We start from the raw sequence: 17,495 nt of genomic DNA, 5'->3' as shown, positions 1-17,495 counted from the left end.
CTGTATCTGGGGCATTCCTCAAATACGGGGCGCTTCTACAAACGACTATTTCGTCTTGCCAGTAATGAGCGTCTTAAGACCCAGACCGATCAGGCCCAGACCCATGCGCACGCGACCGGGGCGATGGCGCTCGATGGCATTGGCTTTGCCAGCGGGCTTCTTGTGACGCACGTTGCTCTCGGGGGTTGTTGTGGGTGCCTGAGGTTGGGCTGCGGGAGCAGGTTCGGGCTCGATAACGGTCGCTCGGACCTTCTGGACCTCGGGAGCGGCCGGCTGCGGCTCGGGCTCAGGCTGGGATGCGAGCGCGGGTTCTGCCTCGGCGTCGGCTTCGGCGTTGCGATACGCGCGCTCCAGCAGAGCTTCTTGCGAGTTGAAGGGTTTCTCGTCCTCTTTGCGCTCCACCGGAACCCAGGTGCCGTCACTCGTCAGGCTGCGTGCCTTCACGTTGTCGCGCAGCTGCATGCCCATGTACTCGTGCACCAGGGCGCGGCAGGTGGGGTCGAGCACCGGGAAGGCGATCTCCACGCGGTGCTCGGTGTTGCGCGTCATCATGTCTGCCGAGCTCAGGTAGATCATGTCCGAGTCCACGCCAAAGGCATAGACGCGCGCATGCTCCAAAAAGCGTCCGACGATGGAGCGCACGTGCACGTTCTCGGTCTTGCCCGGAACACCGGGCTTGAGGCACGAGATGCCGCGAATGATCATGTCCACGCGCACGCCGGCACACGATGCCTCGGCAATCTTGTCGATGACCTCGCGGTCGGTAAGCGAGTTGAGCTTAAAGAACACGCGGGCGGGCTCGCCGACAAGGGCGCGCTGAATCTCGCGGTCCAGGCCGCGCATGATGAGCGGTTTCAGTCCGGCGGGCGCCACGCCCAGGAAGCGGTAGTCGCCGCGCAGGTTGCCCAGCGACAGGTTGCGGAAGAACAGGTTGGCGTCCTCGCCGATACCGGGATGGGCGGTCATGAGCATAAAGTCACTGTAGAGCTTGGCCGTCTTCTCGTTAAAGTTGCCGGTGCCCAACAGCGTGAGACGGGTGAGCGCCATGCCCTCACGATAGGTGAGCTGGCAGATCTTGGAGTGGCACTTAAAGCCCTCGGAGCCGTAGATAACGGTGCAGCCGGCCTCTTCCAGACGCTCGGCCCACTCGATGTTGTTCTGCTCGTCAAAGCGTGCGCGGAGCTCCATGAGCACCGTGACCTCTTTGCCGTTTTCGGCAGCATCGATGAGCGACTCGCACAGGCGGCTTTGTTTGGCCACGCGGTAGAGCGTGATGCGCAGCGAGATGCACTCGGGGTCGTAGGCTGCTTCGTGCACCAGGTCCAAGAACGGGTTCATGGCCTCGTAAGGGTAAAAGAGCAGCTTGTCGCCCTGCAGCACTTGCTCGCGAATGGAGCGGGACATATCGATGGCGGGGTTGGGCTGCGGCTTAAACGGCGTAAAGAGCAGCTCGTTGCGTAGATGCTCGGGAATCTTGCCCTCAATGCCAAAGACGTAGCTCAGGTCAAGGGGGATATCGCAGGTAAAGACCGAGCGGCGAGAAAGCTCGAGCGCCTTGCGGATGGTCTTGAGCGTTGGCTTTTCGAGGGAGCCCGATACGGCGAGCACCACCGGCTGCAGGCGCAAGCGCTTCTTGAGGATGCGCTTCATGTGCTGGCGGTAATCCTCTTCCTCCTCGACGCCCTCGCCGTCCGGGTCGATATCGGCATTACGGGTGACGCGGATCAGCGCGCGATCCAGAGGCTTATAGGAGCCAAAGCAGCTATCCAGGCAGGCGAGGATGACGTCCTCGAGCAAGATGTAGGAGTAGGTGCCGGTGGGCGAGGGGATCTCGACCACGCGGTTCATCGAGGCGGGAATCTCGATAAGGCCCAGCAGGCTCTCCTCGTCGGTGACGCCGTCCAGGCCACAAGCCAGATAGAGTGCGCCGTTGCGCAGGTTGGGGAAGGGGTGGCGCGGGTCAATGACCAACGGCGAGATGACCGGCGACACGTAGGCTTGGAAGTAGCGGGTTACGAAGGTGCGCTCCTCGGGCGTAAGCGAATCGATGCGGGCGCGGTGAACGCCCAGAGCGTCGAGCTTGCCCTCGATGCTCTTAAAGATGGACTCCCAACGGGTAAGGAGCCCGGGCAGCTCTTCCATGACGGCATCGACCTGTTCGGAGGCGGTCATATTGCTCTTGTTGTCGACAGGCTGTTTTTTGAGCTCTGCCAGATCGGACAGGCCGCCCACACGCACCATAAGGAATTCGTCGAGGTTGGACTCGAAAATCGACACGAACTTTAGACGCTCGAACAGCGGAACGGTCTCGTCGAAGGCTTCGTCAAGCACGCGGTTGTCAAAGCGCAGCCAGCTAAGCTCTCGGTTTTGCGTGTACGAGAAGTCGCGCGGCGGCTTGCGCAGCTTGGCGGCCTTTTGCTTCTTTTCGATTTTGCTCGGCATATGCATCTGTCCGTTCAGTCCCCGCAGGGGACGGTAGCCTAACTCTAATTCACTATTGTCTCAATTTAGTCGACCACTGGCACGGACGTATCGCGTGAACGGTATCTTTACCTACTTCTTACGCTGACAAGTCATAGGACTGACGCCCTGCTCGTTCGCAAGTAATCTATATCCTCACTCAACTGGTGAGAATGTATGAATAAGAATGATAGCAAGCTGAATATAATCGAATGTAGGTCGAATCGAGGGCAAGCGTCATTTATATGCAGAAAACCGTTTTCACTATGCAATATTGAATCATGGATAACTTTGAATGTTCAAGCTTGATTTCCTAGAAAAATAACGTTTACCTAGGAAAATCTGCTTTACGAAACTGAAGTGCATCATGGGGAATCATATGCGATATACCGTTCATCGCACTTTGTTGACCGTTCGGGGGCGAGGTAGCATTACGCATGGAATTTGGATATAACTAGAGCTGTCAGCAAGCAGCGTCCCATATGGAGGGGCGCTGATACATTCGGTCAGTAAGGCCCGAAAGAAAGGTAGGAGGCCATGACGAAAGGTCTGCACGTGCCTTCCGAGATCGGCAAGCTCAGGAAGGTCTGCCTGCACCGTCCCGGCGACGAGCTCCTCAACCTGCCGCCCGACGAGCTCGAGCGACTCCTGTTCGACGACGTCCCGTTCCTGGAGGTCGCGCAGCAGGAGCACGACACCTTCGCCCAGATCCTGAGGGACCAGGGCGTCGAGGTGCTCTACCTCGAGAACCTCGTCGCCGAGGTGTTCGACCAGGTCCCCGGCGCCCGCGCCGAGTTCACCGACCAGTACATCGCCGAGGCCGGCATCCGCGGCCAGCACATGCCGCAGATCGTCCGCGAGAAGCTGGACTCCATCGAGGACAACCTCGAGTTCGTCAAGAAGACCATGGCCGGCATGACCAAGGCCGAGATCGACATGCCCCTCACGGCGTCCACGACCCTCGACTCCCTGGTCAACTCCGAGTCCGAGTCCGACCTGATCATCGACCCGATGCCCAACCTCTACTTCACCCGCGACCCGTTCGCGGTCGTCGGCGAGGGCGTCAACCTCAACCGCATGTACTCGGTCACCCGCAACCGCGAGACCCTGTACGGCAAGTACGTCTTCAAGTACCACCCCGACTACAAGGACGTCTCCCTGTACTTCCGCCGCGACTGCCAGTTCCACACCGAGGGCGGCGACGTGCTGAACATCAACGAGAAGACCCTCGCCGTCGGCATCTCCCAGCGCACCCAGGCCGCCGCTATCGACGTCATGGCCCAGAACATCTTCTGGAACTCCGACTCCAAGGTCGAGCGCATCCTTGCCTTCGACATCCCGGTCTCGCGCGCCTTCATGCACCTCGACACGGTCTTCACCCAGATCGACGTCGATAAGTTCACGATCCACCCCGCCATCATGGGCACCCTGCGCGTCTACGAGCTGACCGCCGGCAAGAACCCGGGCGACGTGAACATCCGCCTGATCGAGGACACCCTCGAGCACGTCCTGGAGGACGCCACCGGCGTCGACCAGGTCAAGCTGATCCCCTGCGGCGGCGGCGACCCGATCGCGGCCTCCCGCGAGCAGTGGAACGACGGCTCCAACACCCTGTGCGTCGAGCCCGGCAAGATCTGCGTCTACGCCCGCAACACCGTCACCAACGACGTGCTGTACAAGGAGGGCCTGGACCTGCTCGTCGTGCCCTCCGCCGAGCTCTCCCGCGGCCGTGGCGGCCCGCGCTGCATGAGCATGCCCTTCTGGCGCGAGGACCTCTAAGGTTTTCAAAGATCCGTACGGGTCTTAATACAAACATCTAGCTGCCATTAGATGTCTCCAAATGGGGCGGTGCGGGTTTTCGCACCGCCCCATTCTTGTCTAATAAGCTAAATTAGCATCAGATAAGGTGTCCATTATGTCTAGAGGCGGTCACGTTGATACCCCAACGGTGACGGCTTCTTTGCCTTTTGGGCATCATCTCGATTCCCATGACCTTTGTCGGCATCATCCCCGTGTTCTAGCGATTGGAGCTTAGTCATGGATATCAAGACAATTGGCGTTGAGGAATGGCTTAACGTTTGGGAGAAGAGCGCTACGTGGGACATTGCCCAGTCGACGATCTCATCGCTGACCATGGGCGAGCTTCGCGCGCTCGACGAGCAGGACGGCGCTACGTTCTACGAGCGTCTGGATCGCGAGAAGATGAACTACGGCTGGATCGAGGGCTCGCCCGACTTTAAGGCGGAGGTCGCCAAGCTGTATCGTCGCGAGGTCAATCTCGACCACATTCTGCAGACCAACGGCTGCACGGGCGCCAACCTTAACGCCATCATGGCCGTGGTCGAGCCTGGCGATCATGTTATCGCCGAGTGGCCCACCTACGCGCCGCTCTACGAGATTCCGCGTACGCTGGGTGCCGAGGTTGAGTACTGGGAGCTTCGCGAGGAGCTTGGCTGGAGGCCCGATATCGAGGAGCTCAAGCGTCTGGTGCGTCCCAATACCAAGCTCATCTGCATCAACAACGCATCGAACCCCATCGGAACGGTGCTCGATGCCGACACGCTCGACCAGATTGCCGAGATCGCCCGCTCGGTTGGCGCCTATGCGCTGTGCGACGAGGTGTACCTACCGCTTGAGAACACCGAGGACTTTATGTCGATGGCTGATGTGTACGAGAAAGCCATCGTCACCAACTCGGTGTCCAAGACCTATTCGACGCCTGCGGCCCGCGTGGGCTGGGTTGTGGCAGACGAAGAGGTCTCTAACCGCATTCGCACTTACCGCGACTACACCATGATTTGCGGCGGCGTGTTCAACGACGCCCTGGCGACCTATGTGCTCGAGCACAAGGATAAGATCCTCGAGCGCAACCGCAAGATCGTGTTTGGCAACCGCGATATCGCGCAGGCTTGGATCGACGCGCAGCGCCGTGTCTCCTGGACGGTCCCGCAGGGCGTGTCTACCTCGTTTATCCAGCTGGACATTCCCGAGGATGACGAGGGATTCTGCAAGCGCCTGCTGGCCGAGAGGGGGGTGCTGCTGGTTCCCGGTAGCCGCTTTGAACTTCCCTGCGGCGCGCGCCTGGGTTACTGCGCGAGCGAGGACGTTCTTCGCGAGGGCTTAAGGCTTTTGGGCGAGGCCCTGGCGGAGTTCGATCGCTAGGATCACGACGCCCTTCGTAGGTCGTATTCAAATTGGCCGACGATAATCGAAAACGGATCTGTTTCCCTAGGGGATCGGGTCCGTTTTTCTATACCGAGAAGTCAAGATGTTACAAATGAGGCAGTACGGCGAGCCGATATCAGCTGGGCCTTATACTGAGCTTCCGGTGAACGGTACCAAGCATCTGGTAAACGGTAACTTGTAATCAGAAAATGAATAGGACAAACTTTTTTCTGAATAAAAATGAAAATGGTTGAGACGCGGTATGAATCACTAATTCTATTCATAGCTTTATTAGAAATATGCAATTTGAGAGTGGTTTAACAAAGTTTAGTTCCATTTGCTATTTGGATTGAAAACGCGTTTAAGCACGTAAATAAACTTTATTAAATCAAAGTGTGCCATGCGTGAAGTATATGTGTATGCCGTTCACCCCCTATAAAAAACCGTTCGGGGGCAAGGTGGAAGTATGGATTGATTTTGGATATAAATATGTCGTCAGCAATAACGCCTCACACGGAGGGGCGCTAACGAATCGGCCCTGACAGGGGCCCGAAAGAAAGGTAGGAGGCCATGACGAAAGGTCTGCACGTGCCTTCCGAGATCGGCAAGCTCAGGAAGGTCTGCCTGCACCGTCCCGGCGACGAGCTCCTCAACCTGCCGCCCGACGAGCTCGAGCGACTCCTGTTCGACGACGTCCCGTTCCTGGAGGTCGCGCAGCAGGAGCACGACACCTTCGCCCAGATCCTGAGGGACCAGGGCGTCGAGGTGCTCTACCTCGAGAACCTCGTCGCCGAGGTGTTCGACCAGGTCCCCGGCGCCCGCGCCGAGTTCACCGACCAGTACATCGCCGAGGCCGGCATCCGCGGCCAGCACATGCCGCAGATCGTCCGCGAGAAGCTGGACTCCATCGAGGACAACCTCGAGTTCGTCAAGAAGACCATGGCCGGCATGACCAAGGCCGAGATCGACATGCCCCTCACGGCGTCCACGACCCTCGACTCCCTGGTCAACTCCGAGTCCGAGTCCGACCTGATCATCGACCCGATGCCCAACCTCTACTTCACCCGCGACCCGTTCGCGGTCGTCGGCGAGGGCGTCAACCTCAACCGCATGTACTCGGTCACCCGCAACCGCGAGACCCTGTACGGCAAGTACGTCTTCAAGTACCACCCCGACTACAAGGACGTCTCCCTGTACTTCCGCCGCGACTGCCAGTTCCACACCGAGGGCGGCGACGTGCTGAACATCAACGAGAAGACCCTCGCCGTCGGCATCTCCCAGCGCACCCAGGCCGCCGCTATCGACGTCATGGCCCAGAACATCTTCTGGAACTCCGACTCCAAGGTCGAGCGCATCCTTGCCTTCGACATCCCGGTCTCGCGCGCCTTCATGCACCTCGACACGGTCTTCACCCAGATCGACGTCGATAAGTTCACGATCCACCCCGCCATCATGGGCACCCTGCGCGTCTACGAGCTGACCGCCGGCAAGAACCCGGGCGACGTGAACATCCGCCTGATCGAGGACACCCTCGAGCACGTCCTGGAGGACGCCACCGGCGTCGACCAGGTCAAGCTGATCCCCTGCGGCGGCGGCGACCCGATCGCGGCCTCCCGCGAGCAGTGGAACGACGGCTCCAACACCCTGTGCGTCGAGCCCGGCAAGATCTGCGTCTACGCCCGCAACACCGTCACCAACGACGTGCTGTACAAGGAGGGCCTGGACCTGCTCGTCGTGCCCTCCGCCGAGCTCTCCCGCGGCCGCGGCGGCCCGCGCTGCATGAGCATGCCCTTCTGGCGCGAGGACCTCTAAGTCTTTCCGTTTCCGGTGCGGTCCCCCTACAACCGCACCGGTTTCGCCCGTCAAACGGGCTACACTAATTACTTACGTAATTCATTTCTTCGAAAGGAAACGAACCATGGGTGTTAACCTCTCCGGCCGTAGCTTCCTCAAGCTCCTCGACCTCACCACCGAGGAGATCGAGTACCTGCTCAAGCTCTCCAAGAACTTCAAGGATATGAAGCGCGCTGGCGTTCCGCACCGCTATCTCGAGGGCAAGAACATCGTTCTGCTTTTCCAGAAGACCTCCACTCGTACCCGCTGCGCCTTCGAGGTCGGCGGCATGGATCTGGGCATGGGCGTCACCTACCTCGATCCGGGTTCGTCGCAGATGGGCAAGAAGGAGTCCATCGAGGACACCGCCCGCGTTCTCGGTCGCATGTATGACGGCATCGAGTTCCGCGGCTTTGCCCAGGACGACGTCGAGGAGCTCGCTGCTAAGTCCGGCGTGCCCGTGTGGAACGGCCTGACCACTGAGTGGCATCCCACCCAGATGCTCGCCGACATCCTGACCGTCCAGGAGAACTTCAACTACGACATCAAGGGCAAGACCCTCGTCTTCATGGGCGACTGCAAGAACAACGTTGCTCGCTCCCTCATGGTTGTCTGCTCCAAGCTCGGCATGAACTTCGTGGCCTGCGGCCCCGAGGAGTGCATGCCCGCCGACGACGTCATCGAGGCCTGCAAGCCCATCGCCGAGGCCAACGGCTGCACCATCAAGCTGACCACCGACGTCAAGGACGGCGTCACCGGTGCCGACGTTATCTACACCGACGTGTGGGTCTCCATGGGCGAGCCTGACGAGGTCTGGGCCGAGCGCATCGCTCAGCTCACTCCGTATCGTGTCACCTCCGAGGTCATGGCTATGGCCAACCCGGGTGCCATCTTCCTGCACTGCCTGCCCAGCTTCCACGACACCAACACCACCATTGGCGCCGAGAAGTGCGAGCAGTTCGGCATCACCGAGCAGGAGGTCACCGACGAGGTCTTCGAGAGCCCCGCTTCCAAGGTCTTCGACGAGGCCGAGAACCGCATGCACACCATCAAGGCCGTCATGTACGCCACGCTCAAGTAAGTGCATCTAGCATCTCGCTCGGGGTGTATTGTTGAACACCCCGAGCGGCTTTATCTGGTAAAAATCTCGCATCGAGCGGCAGGCACGGCACGGAAGAGCCGCTTCGGGCGAGATCAGTAAATGATTTATGAAGGGGGGATGAGAACTATGACTGAGACCGCTAAGAAAAAGCGCGGTATGCCTTCATCGTTCACCATTCTTCTTGCTCTGCTGGCAATTGTTGCAGTAGTTACCGTTATCGTCTCCGGCACGTCCGGCGGCGAGGTTACTGCCGCCCGTCTGAGCGATTTCTGCACCGCCCCGATTAAGGGCTTCGCTGACGCTCTGCCCGTCTGCCTCTTCGTTATGATCCTGGGCGGCTTCCTCGGCATGATGACCGAGACCGGCGCCCTGGACAACGGCATTGCCGTTCTGGTGCAGAAGCTTAAGGGCAACGAGATCATGCTCATTCCCGTGCTGATGCTCATCTTCTCCCTCGGTGGTACCACCTATGGTATGTGCGAGGAGACCGTTCCCTTCTACGCCCTGCTTGCCGCTACCATGATGGCCGCTGGCTTCGACCCGATGGTCGGCGCCGCTACCGTCCTGCTCGGCGCTGGCTGCGGCTGCCTGGGCTCCACGGTTAACCCGTTCGCCGTCGGCGCTGCCGTCGACGCTCTGACCGGCGTTGGCATTGAGGTCAACCAGTCCATCATCATCGGCCTCGGTGCCGTCCTGTGGATTGTTACCACTGCCATGTCCATCTTCTTCGTCATGAGCTATGCCAAGAAGGTCAAGGCTGACAAGGGTTCCACCATCCTGTCGATGCAGGAGCTCAAGGACGCCGAAGAGGCTCACGGCAAGGCTGCTTCCGAGGTTCACAATGAGGTCAAGCTCACCGGTCGTCAGAAGGGTGTTCTGATCGCCTTTGCCTTCACCTTCGTCGTCATGATCGTCGGCTTCATTCCGCTGGCCGACCTCAACGAGGGCGTCGCCAACTTCTTCGACGCTGGCGCTGTCTACGACGCCGACGGTAACGCCGTCGTCCAGGGCTGGTCTGCCCTGATCACCGGCCTGCCCATTGGTCAGTGGTACTTCGACGAGGCTTCCACCTGGTTCTTCCTCATGGCCGTCCTGATCGGTATCATCGGTGGCCTGTCCGAGAAGCAGATCGTTAACACCTTCATCACCGGCGCTGCCGACATGATGTCCGTTGTTCTCGTCATCGCCCTCGCCCGTGGTATCTCCGTCCTCATGGCTAACACCGGCCTCGACGTCTACGTCCTCGACGCTGCCGCCAATGCTCTGGCTGGCCTGTCCGGCGTGATCTTCGCTCCCATGAGCTTCCTGGTCTACTTCGGCCTGTCCTTCCTGATCCCCTCGACCTCTGGTATGGCTACCGTCTCCATGCCTATCATGGGACCGCTGGCTGTTAAGCTCGGCTTCTCGCCCGAGGTCATGGTCATGATCTTCTCCTCTGCCATCGGCGTTGTGAACCTGTTCACCCCGACCTCCGGCGCCATCATGGGCGGTCTCGCCCTGGCCAAGATCGAGTGGACGACCTGGCTCAAGTTTGCCCTTAAGCTCATCGTCGCTCTCTCCGTCGTCTGCGCCATCATCCTGACCGTCGCTTGCGTGATGCTCTAAGTACCCAACGGGTACCCCACGGAAACCTTGACGATCCTGTAAAGGATCACCTGGTCATCGTCTGTCCGGTGGGGTCAACCCACCGGTAGACTCCTACCTTTAGCCCCCTCCCGTTCCGTGCGCGGGAGGGGGCGCTTTTTTGTTCCGCGGTTTTACCAAACCGCGGAACCGGTCGACGCTGCAAACCCGCCAGAGCGGCAATCTGACGTTCAATCGTCGGGCATGGCCACAAGGCCTATGCCCTCCTCTTTCACGTCACCTTGCTCACTCTGACGGGCTTTCGCTGACTTATGCTCCACCTGCGACGTTCCCCTTGTTGGCGCAGGGGGAAGCTTGCTCGCTCTGGTGCCCGTTCGCTGGCTTCAGCTCTGCCTGCGATGTTTTCATTGTTGGTGCTGAGTGACTTGTTTCCCGTCCCAAATTGGCTATCCCGGGTCCCCGGTGGTTGTGGTGAGCGTGTTTGGTTGGTGCCTGTTGATGGTCTGGGTATCGGGGAGGGCGGGCTCCGTTATAATCGCCTAGGACATTAAATGGAAACGGGACGGGAGCCACACATGCGCCAGGGTTTCGACAACGCGAAGTACATCGAGCTGCAGGCTGCTCATATTAAGGAGCGTATCTCGCAGTTTGGTGGCAAGCTCTATTTGGAGTTTGGCGGCAAGCTGTTTGACGACTATCATGCGAGTCGCGTGCTGCCGGGGTTTGAGCCGGACAGCAAGTTCCGCATGCTCAAGAGCATTGCCGACGACGTCGAGGTCATCATCGCAATCAATGCAAACCATATCGAGAAGAACAAGGCCCGTGGCGACCTGGGCATTACCTATGACGAGGACGTCTTGCGCCTGGTCGACCTGTTCCGCGGCAACGGTTTTGCTGTCGCGGCCGTGGTTATCACGCAGTATGCCGGTCAGCCCGCTGCCGACGTCTTCCGCAATCGTCTGAATGCACTCGGCATTCCCGCCAAGCTGCACTATCCCATTGAGGGCTATCCGCACGACGTCGATCTGATCGTTTCTGACGAAGGCTACGGCAAGAACGAGTTCGTCGAGACCACGCGTCCGCTCGTTGTCGTGACGGCGCCCGGCCCTGGCTCGGGCAAGCTCGCCACCTGCCTCTCACAGCTGTATCACGAGCATAAGCACGGCACCGCCGCCGGTTATGCCAAGTTTGAGACCTTCCCGGTCTGGAATCTTCCCCTGACGCATCCGGTCAATATTGCCTACGAGGCCGCCACGGCGGACCTCGACGATGCCAACATCATCGATTCCTTTCACCTTGAGGCCTACAACAAGACCACGGTCAACTACAACCGCGACGTCGAGGCCTTCCCGGTGGTCCGTGCCCTGATGGAAAAGATCCTAGGCAAGAGCCCCTACCAGAGTCCCACGGACATGGGCGTCAATATGGTCGGCTTTGCCATCACCGATGACGATGCCTGCCGCGACGCTTCCAAGATGGAGATCGTCCGCCGCTACTTTACCGCGGTCGAAAATGTGCGCCGTACCGGCGTGGGCGATGAGCAAGTCGACCGTCTCAAGATTATTATGAAGAAGGCCGGCATCGATAAGAACTACTCACCGGCGCGCTCGGCGGCCTTAACCAGGGAGCAACTGACGGGTGGTCCCGTGGGCGCCATGGTCATGCCGGACGGTTCCGTGGTGACCGGTAAGACCTCCACGCGCCTGGGCGCCGCAAGTTCGCTCATTATGAACGCTCTCAAGCATGTTTCGGGCGTCGACCTTGAGCTTGAAGTCATCAGCGACGAGGCGATCGAGCCCATCAGCAAGCTCAAGACGCACTTCCTGGGCAGCAAAAACCCGCGCCTTCACACCGACGAGACGCTTATGGCGCTGTCGATCACCTCGGCTACGAGCGAGACGGCCGCTCGTGTCCTTTCGGGCCTGGAGCAGCTGCGCGGTTGCGATGCCTTCTTTAGCGTGATTATCTCGCCGACGGACGAGACGGTGTTGCGTAAACTGGGCATCAACGTGTGCTGCGAGCCCAAGTTTGAGCGTCGTGGTTTCTTCCATCGCTAAGTTTGAAGTACCGCGGTAATTGCATCGCATTTTGGCCGTATCGGGTTAGCGCCCGGTACGGCTTTTTGATCAATAAAGCGTCTATTTCGGCGAAAAATAGCCGTTTACCTGCCTAAAAACAATTTGGGCGGTATACAATAATCGTAACTGTTTCATCCTTAGCGGGATGCCGCATGATGGATATTACCTGCCATCGTGAGGTGTGTCGGTCGTGCACGGCGCGCTGGATGCTCGTGCTCGGTTAGAGGAGGCTGCCATGGCGGGCAAGGGTCGTGCGAGTGTCAACGATATGAAGCGTGTCGAAGTGCTGGTGTTGATGGAGATTGCCCAGCAATCCGAAAGTGGCGGGACATATGGCTTCTCGCGCAAAACGCTTGCGGAGCACGTTGGGGTGTCTCCGTATCGAGCCCGCGCCGCAATTGAGCGCTTGGATTCTGACGGTTTGATCGAGGTCGTTTCGCGTTATAGCGAGGATGGCGGCCAGCTTGCAAATGGTATTTGCCTTACCGAGCGTGGCGGGTGGTATCTGAAAGGCATCCGCGCGGGTATGCTCGTTCGGGATATGCTCAGGGACGAGCTTGCCGATCGGTAACGATCTGCCGCCTAAGATGTTGTTACGCCGCTCGGGTCCCGGGCGGCGTTTTGTTTCGAGATGGAGAAATGCAAGCACTTTGGTGAAAAATGGCGAACTGCTTCTTTCTCGAGTATTACAATGAAGACCCGTAAGATGTGTATGACAACTTCTACGGGAAGCGCAGGTAACTCAATATGACCAAGCATGTGTTCGTAACCGGTGGCGTGGTTTCGTCCCTAGGCAAGGGTATTACCGCGGCCTCATTGGGCCGTCTGCTCAAGTCACGCGGCTACAAGGTAACGATGCAGAAGGCCGACCCGTATCTGAACGTCGACCCCGGTACCATGAGCCCGTTCCAGCACGGTGAGGTCTTTGTGACCGAGGACGGCTACGAGTCCGATCTGGACCTGGGCCACTACGAGCGCTTTATTGACGAGAACCTGACCCGCGATTCTAACTTTACGACGGGCGCCATTTACAAGAGCCTGATTGCCCGCGAGCGCCGCGGTGACTTTTTGGGCGGCACTGTCCAGGTGATTCCGCACGTCACCAATGCCATTAAAGATAAGTTCCGCCGCATTGAGGAGCAGACTGGCTCTGACGTTGTCATTACCGAGCTGGGTGGCACGATCGGCGACATCGAGTCGCAGCCGTTTGTCGAGGCCATTCGCCAGTATCGCAAGGAGGCCGGCCCCGAGAACGTCTGCTACATCCACGTGTCGCTCGTTCCCTATATCGCCGCCGCCCACGAAGTCAAGACCAAGCCGACACAGCACTCCGTCAAGGAGCTTCGCAGCTTTGGTATCCAGCCCGATATTATCGTTCTGCGCTCCGACCACCATATCGACGATGCCATCCGCGGCAAGATCGCAAGCTTCTGCGACGTCGACACCGACTGTGTCTTTACCAACGAGGACTGCGCGAGCATCTACGATGTTCCGCAGCTGCTCGCCGAGCAGGACTTTGACCTGCGCATTTGCGAGCGCCTGGGTCTGGACCCGCGTGAGCGCGACATGAGCGAGTGGAACGAGTTCTTGCGCAAGCAGAATCACGCCAACCATCACGCCGACAAGGTGAAGATCGCCGTCGTGGGCAAGTACACGCAGCTGCCCGATGCGTACCTGTCGGTTATCGAGGCCCTGCACCATGCGGGCGTCTTCTACGATCGCCATGTGGACGTCCAACTGGTCGACGGCGAGAGTCTCGATGAGCAGAACGTCTCCGAGGTCCTGGGTGACGCCTCGGGCATCTTGGTCCCTGGCGGCTTTGGCAAGCGCGCCCTGGAGGGCAAGATTCTCGCGGCCGAGTTCGCCCGCGAGCACAAGATTCCGTATCTGGGCATTTGCCTGGGTATGCAGGTTGCCGTGTGCGAGTTCGCCCGCAACGTGGTCGGCCTTGCCGGCGCCAGCTCTTCCGAGTTCGATCCGGACGGCCCGTATAGTGTCATCGACCTGATGAGCTCGCAGGAGGACGTGACCGAGAAGGGCGGCACCATGCGCCTGGGCGCCTATCCGTGCAAGCTCGCCGCCGATACCCTCGCGCGCGAGGCATATGGCGAGGAGCTCGTCTACGAGCGTCACCGTCACCGCTTTGAGTTCAACAACGCCTTCCGCGACCAGCTCGAGGACGCCGGTCTGGTAATCTCGGGTCTTTCGCCCGACGAGCGCCTGGTCGAGATGGTCGAGCTGCCGCGCGACGTACATCCGTGGTATGTGGCCACCCAGGCTCATCCCGAGTTCAAGAGCCGTCCGACCAACCCGCAGCCGCTGTTCCGCGAGTTCGTGCGCGCCTCGATCGGCCAGCACGAGGGTGTCGACCGTCTGCAGGTGACGCCCAAGAACCTCGCTACGGACTAAGGGTGCCGGAGAACCAAGAACATACCGAAGCTACTCCCTCGTCGCTCGCTGTGGTGGCGGGGGAGTATCTCGATTACCTCGCGGTCGAGCGGGGCTTGGCGCGCAACACGATTGCGGCCTATCGTCGTGACCTGACGACGTACTGCGCCTATCTGGAGCGGGCGGGCATTGTGTCTTTTGAAGAGGTGACCCGTCAGGTCGTGGAGGACTTTGTTGCCGATCGCCGCGACGGAGGCTATTCCGACGCCTCGGTGGAGCGCGCGCTTGCTGCCGTGAAGGGCCTGCATGCCTTTTTGGTGCGCGATGGGGCCGTGGCCCAAAACCCGACGGCGGCGTTGCGCCTGCCCAAAAAGGCAGATCGCCTGCCGGAATACCTTTCGGTGGAGGATGTCTCGGCACTGCTCGATCAAGACTTTCCCGAGGGCGAGATGGGGCTGCGCGATCATGCCATCTTGGAAGTGCTCTACGGATGCGGTTTGCGTGTGAGTGAGCTGGTTGGGCTCGATGTGGGCGATATCCATATTGATGACGGGTTTGTCCTGGTGCGCGGTAAGGGCTCCAAGGAGCGTCTGGCCCCGTTGGTGGGAAGCGCGGCTCGCGCCTTGACACACTATATAGGTGACGGGCGCACTCTCCTGGCCGCGCATGCTCACGGGACGGAGACCTCGGCGGTCTTTTTAAATAAGAACGGACGTCGCCTGTCGCGCCAGGCCGTGCATGCGATATGCGAGCGGTATGGGCGCCAGGTGGGGCTGGTTGGGCTCCATCCCCACACCCTGCGCCACTCCTTTGCCACCCACATGCTCGCGGGCGGTGCCGACCTGCGTGTGCTGCAGGAGATTTTGGGCCATGCCGATATTTCGACCACGCAGGTCTACACGCATGTCGACCGCACGCAACTGACCGAGGTCTATCTGGCGGCGCATCCGCTGGCACATCGCTAGCACCTCGCTGACCTGCATATTTATAAATATTAAAGGGGACGGGCCCCAGATTGCCGAGACGCACTTTTGCGCACATGGGCAATCTGGGGCCCGTCCCATTTTTCGCTAGACACCGACGCGGTGGTGGGCCGTGTGTGCCGTGGGTGGGGGAGTTTGGGGGCGATGTGAACGGTGTGTAAAGGGACGTAAAAAATCGCCTCAAGGTCAACTTGAAGGTTGAGGTTCGCGGGCGTGGTTCTACAGGTGGCATCCCGCCTTTGCTGCAAACACAACATATTGTGTTTTCGAACATATGCTCGGGGGTGTTTTACAACATATTGGGGGTGGAGTGGTGGGGTGGGGTGGGGGAAGGAGTGGGGAAAGGTGTTGAAAAATGGGGCGGTTCCCCATATTATTGATGACGTCGACAGGCGGGGTGGTTCCCCGCGTACGTGCCATCTGAGTAACCGAGGGGAGGGCGCACATGGGAATGACGGGTGCATACGAGCGCAATCTCGATGCAAAAGGTCGTCTATCCCTGCCTGCACCCCTTCGCGAGGAGCTTGGAGAGCACGTTCGCGTGTTCAAAGCCCTGGATGTCGATGCTCTGTACGTGTTCTCTGCCGAGGCCTTCGATAAGTGGGTCGAAGGACTCTTCGCGGGTCGTGAGGGCCACGAGGGTTTTAACCCGCGTGACATCAACGACCAGAAGCTCATGAGGGCGATCAACAAGCGCACCACGTCGATGGATGTGGACAGCGCGGGTCGTATCGGTCTTTCTGAGTCTCTCCGCAAGCAGGCGAACCTCGACCGCGAGGTCACGGTTGTGGGCAACTACGACCACCTTGAGGTTTGGGACCGCGCTACGGCCGATGAGGACGATGATGACGAGGCCCTGCTGGACCTCTTCTTCTCGTAAGGGCAAGGCACGAGTAACGGATGGAGCGTGGGATCTTGACACAAGAATATCGGCATGAACCTGTCATGCTCGGCGAAGTGCTTGAGTCGCTGCAGCTAAAGAGCGGCTCCGTCGTCTGCGACTGCACCCTTGGCGGTGCCGGCCATTCGGTAAAGATGGCCGCGCAGGTGGGGGAGACCGGCCTTTTGTTCGGCGTCGATCAGGACGACATGGCCCTCGAGGCCGCTGGCGCCCGTCTGGACCGCGAGGTTCCCGGCGTGCCGCACCGGCTGCTGAAGGGCAACTTCGGCGACTTGGACGAGCTGCTTTGCTCGGCCGAGGTGCCCGGGGTCGACGGCTTCCTGTTCGACTTGGGCGTTTCGTCGCCGCAACTCGATATCCCTGGCAGGGGCTTTTCGTACAACGAGGACGCCCCATTGGACATGCGGATGGATCCGGGTAACAACACCTTAAACGCAGCTGAGGTCATCAACACCTATAACGAACACGACCTCGCCCGGATTCTACGCGTCTACGGCGAAGAGAAGTTCGCCTCGCAGATCGCGCGTGAGATCGTGCGCCGCCGCGAGCATGAGCCGATCGAAACCACCGGTCAGTTTGTCGAGATCATCAAGGCTGGTATCCCCGCTGCCGCTCGTCGGCATGGCGGACACCCAGCCAAGAAGAGCTTCCAGGCCATTCGCATTGAGGTCAATCACGAACTCGATGTGCTCGAGCGAGGGCTTGACGCCGCCACAAGGTGGCTCAACCCGGGCGGACGCATCTGCGTCATCTCGTATCACTCGCTCGAGGACCGTATCGTAAAGAACCACTTTAAGGAGATGAGCCAGGGGTGCACGTGTCCGCCGGAGATTCCGGTGTGCGTGTGCGGCAACGTGCCGATACTCAAGGTCATCACCCGCAAACCCCTGGTTGCCCAACCCGATGAGGTTGCGCGCAACCCTCGGGCGAGATCAGCCAAGATCCGCGTGGCGCAGCGTCTGTAGACGCGACCGCGCGATATTGGACCTCCCGCTCGTACC

12 protein-coding genes are annotated in these 17,495 nt (G+C 59.7%); 11 read left to right on the top strand and 1 reads right to left on the bottom strand.

Features of this window, described 5'->3' with window-relative positions; all coding sequences use genetic code 11:
* Positions 1-45: 45 nt before the first annotated feature.
* Positions 46-2,442, bottom strand: coding sequence for a polyphosphate kinase 1 (ppk1, locus tag ABCP74_RS00625; RefSeq protein WP_343001002.1), 2,397 nt, complete (start codon positions 2,440-2,442; stop codon positions 46-48).
* Positions 2,443-2,997: 555 nt separating this feature from the next.
* Between ppk1 and arcA (ABCP74_RS00620) the strand changes: the two genes are divergently transcribed.
* From arcA (ABCP74_RS00620) to rsmH, 11 genes are all read left to right on the top strand, one after another.
* The gene (gene arcA, locus ABCP74_RS00620) at positions 2,998-4,239 is read left to right on the top strand and encodes an arginine deiminase (RefSeq protein WP_099431519.1); all 1,242 of its coding nucleotides are present in this window, start codon (positions 2,998-3,000) and stop codon (positions 4,237-4,239) included.
* A 258-nt stretch (positions 4,240-4,497) separates the two neighbouring features.
* Positions 4,498-5,622, top strand: coding sequence for an aminotransferase (locus ABCP74_RS00615; RefSeq protein WP_343102187.1), 1,125 nt, complete (start codon positions 4,498-4,500; stop codon positions 5,620-5,622).
* A 573-nt stretch (positions 5,623-6,195) separates the two neighbouring features.
* The gene (gene arcA, locus ABCP74_RS00610) at positions 6,196-7,437 is read left to right on the top strand and encodes an arginine deiminase (protein ID WP_099431519.1); all 1,242 of its coding nucleotides are present in this window, start codon (positions 6,196-6,198) and stop codon (positions 7,435-7,437) included.
* A 106-nt stretch (positions 7,438-7,543) separates the two neighbouring features.
* The gene (gene argF, locus ABCP74_RS00605) at positions 7,544-8,539 is read left to right on the top strand and encodes an ornithine carbamoyltransferase (RefSeq protein WP_006234279.1); all 996 of its coding nucleotides are present in this window, start codon (positions 7,544-7,546) and stop codon (positions 8,537-8,539) included.
* A gap of 138 nt (positions 8,540-8,677) precedes the next feature.
* Entirely contained in the window at positions 8,678-10,165 is a 1,488-nt protein-coding gene (locus ABCP74_RS00600) for a YfcC family protein (RefSeq protein ID WP_425458512.1), read from the top strand.
* A gap of 554 nt (positions 10,166-10,719) precedes the next feature.
* Positions 10,720-12,201: a DUF1846 domain-containing protein gene (locus tag ABCP74_RS00595; RefSeq protein WP_022094206.1), complete on the top strand. Its 1,482-nt coding sequence runs from the start codon at positions 10,720-10,722 to the stop codon at positions 12,199-12,201.
* Positions 12,202-12,457: 256 nt separating this feature from the next.
* Positions 12,458-12,793: a helix-turn-helix domain-containing protein gene (locus ABCP74_RS00590; RefSeq protein ID WP_118080324.1), complete on the top strand. Its 336-nt coding sequence runs from the start codon at positions 12,458-12,460 to the stop codon at positions 12,791-12,793.
* Positions 12,794-12,969: 176 nt separating this feature from the next.
* Positions 12,970-14,631, top strand: coding sequence for a CTP synthase (locus ABCP74_RS00585; RefSeq protein WP_343000999.1), 1,662 nt, complete (start codon positions 12,970-12,972; stop codon positions 14,629-14,631).
* 2 nt (positions 14,632-14,633) lie between these two features.
* On the top strand, positions 14,634-15,575 hold the full coding sequence (gene xerD, locus ABCP74_RS00580; RefSeq protein ID WP_343000998.1) for a site-specific tyrosine recombinase XerD: 942 nt from the start codon (positions 14,634-14,636) through the stop codon (positions 15,573-15,575).
* Between the two features lie 463 nt (positions 15,576-16,038).
* Positions 16,039-16,473 carry a division/cell wall cluster transcriptional repressor MraZ gene (locus ABCP74_RS00575; protein ID WP_035137949.1) on the top strand — a complete coding sequence of 145 codons (435 nt, stop codon included), beginning with the start codon at positions 16,039-16,041 and terminating at the stop codon, positions 16,471-16,473.
* 20 nt (positions 16,474-16,493) lie between these two features.
* Positions 16,494-17,459, top strand: a complete 966-nt coding sequence (gene rsmH, locus ABCP74_RS00570; protein ID WP_343000997.1) for a 16S rRNA (cytosine(1402)-N(4))-methyltransferase RsmH — start codon at positions 16,494-16,496, stop codon at positions 17,457-17,459.
* Positions 17,460-17,495: the final 36 nt, after the last annotated feature.

The sequence above is a fragment of the Collinsella aerofaciens genome (assembly GCF_039062315.1).
In the GTDB taxonomy this organism is placed as follows: domain Bacteria; phylum Actinomycetota; class Coriobacteriia; order Coriobacteriales; family Coriobacteriaceae; genus Collinsella; species Collinsella aerofaciens_BG.
This window is presented reverse-complemented; position numbering and strand designations above follow the sequence as displayed.

What these genes read in the sequence shown, in the direction of transcription:
- ppk1 (WP_343001002.1), bottom strand. Translation starts at nt 2,442, where the DNA reads ATGCCGAGCAAAATCGAAAAGAAGCAAAAGGCCGCCAAGCTGCGCAAG.
- arcA (WP_099431519.1), top strand. Translation starts at nt 2,998, where the DNA reads ATGACGAAAGGTCTGCACGTGCCTTCCGAGATCGGCAAGCTCAGGAAG.
- ABCP74_RS00615 (WP_343102187.1), top strand. Translation starts at nt 4,498, where the DNA reads ATGGATATCAAGACAATTGGCGTTGAGGAATGGCTTAACGTTTGGGAG.
- arcA (WP_099431519.1), top strand. Translation starts at nt 6,196, where the DNA reads ATGACGAAAGGTCTGCACGTGCCTTCCGAGATCGGCAAGCTCAGGAAG.
- argF (WP_006234279.1), top strand. Translation starts at nt 7,544, where the DNA reads ATGGGTGTTAACCTCTCCGGCCGTAGCTTCCTCAAGCTCCTCGACCTC.
- ABCP74_RS00600 (WP_425458512.1), top strand. Translation starts at nt 8,678, where the DNA reads ATGAGAACTATGACTGAGACCGCTAAGAAAAAGCGCGGTATGCCTTCA.
- ABCP74_RS00595 (WP_022094206.1), top strand. Translation starts at nt 10,720, where the DNA reads ATGCGCCAGGGTTTCGACAACGCGAAGTACATCGAGCTGCAGGCTGCT.
- ABCP74_RS00590 (WP_118080324.1), top strand. Translation starts at nt 12,458, where the DNA reads ATGGCGGGCAAGGGTCGTGCGAGTGTCAACGATATGAAGCGTGTCGAA.
- ABCP74_RS00585 (WP_343000999.1), top strand. Translation starts at nt 12,970, where the DNA reads ATGACCAAGCATGTGTTCGTAACCGGTGGCGTGGTTTCGTCCCTAGGC.
- ABCP74_RS00575 (WP_035137949.1), top strand. Translation starts at nt 16,039, where the DNA reads ATGGGAATGACGGGTGCATACGAGCGCAATCTCGATGCAAAAGGTCGT.
- rsmH (WP_343000997.1), top strand. Translation starts at nt 16,494, where the DNA reads ATGGAGCGTGGGATCTTGACACAAGAATATCGGCATGAACCTGTCATG.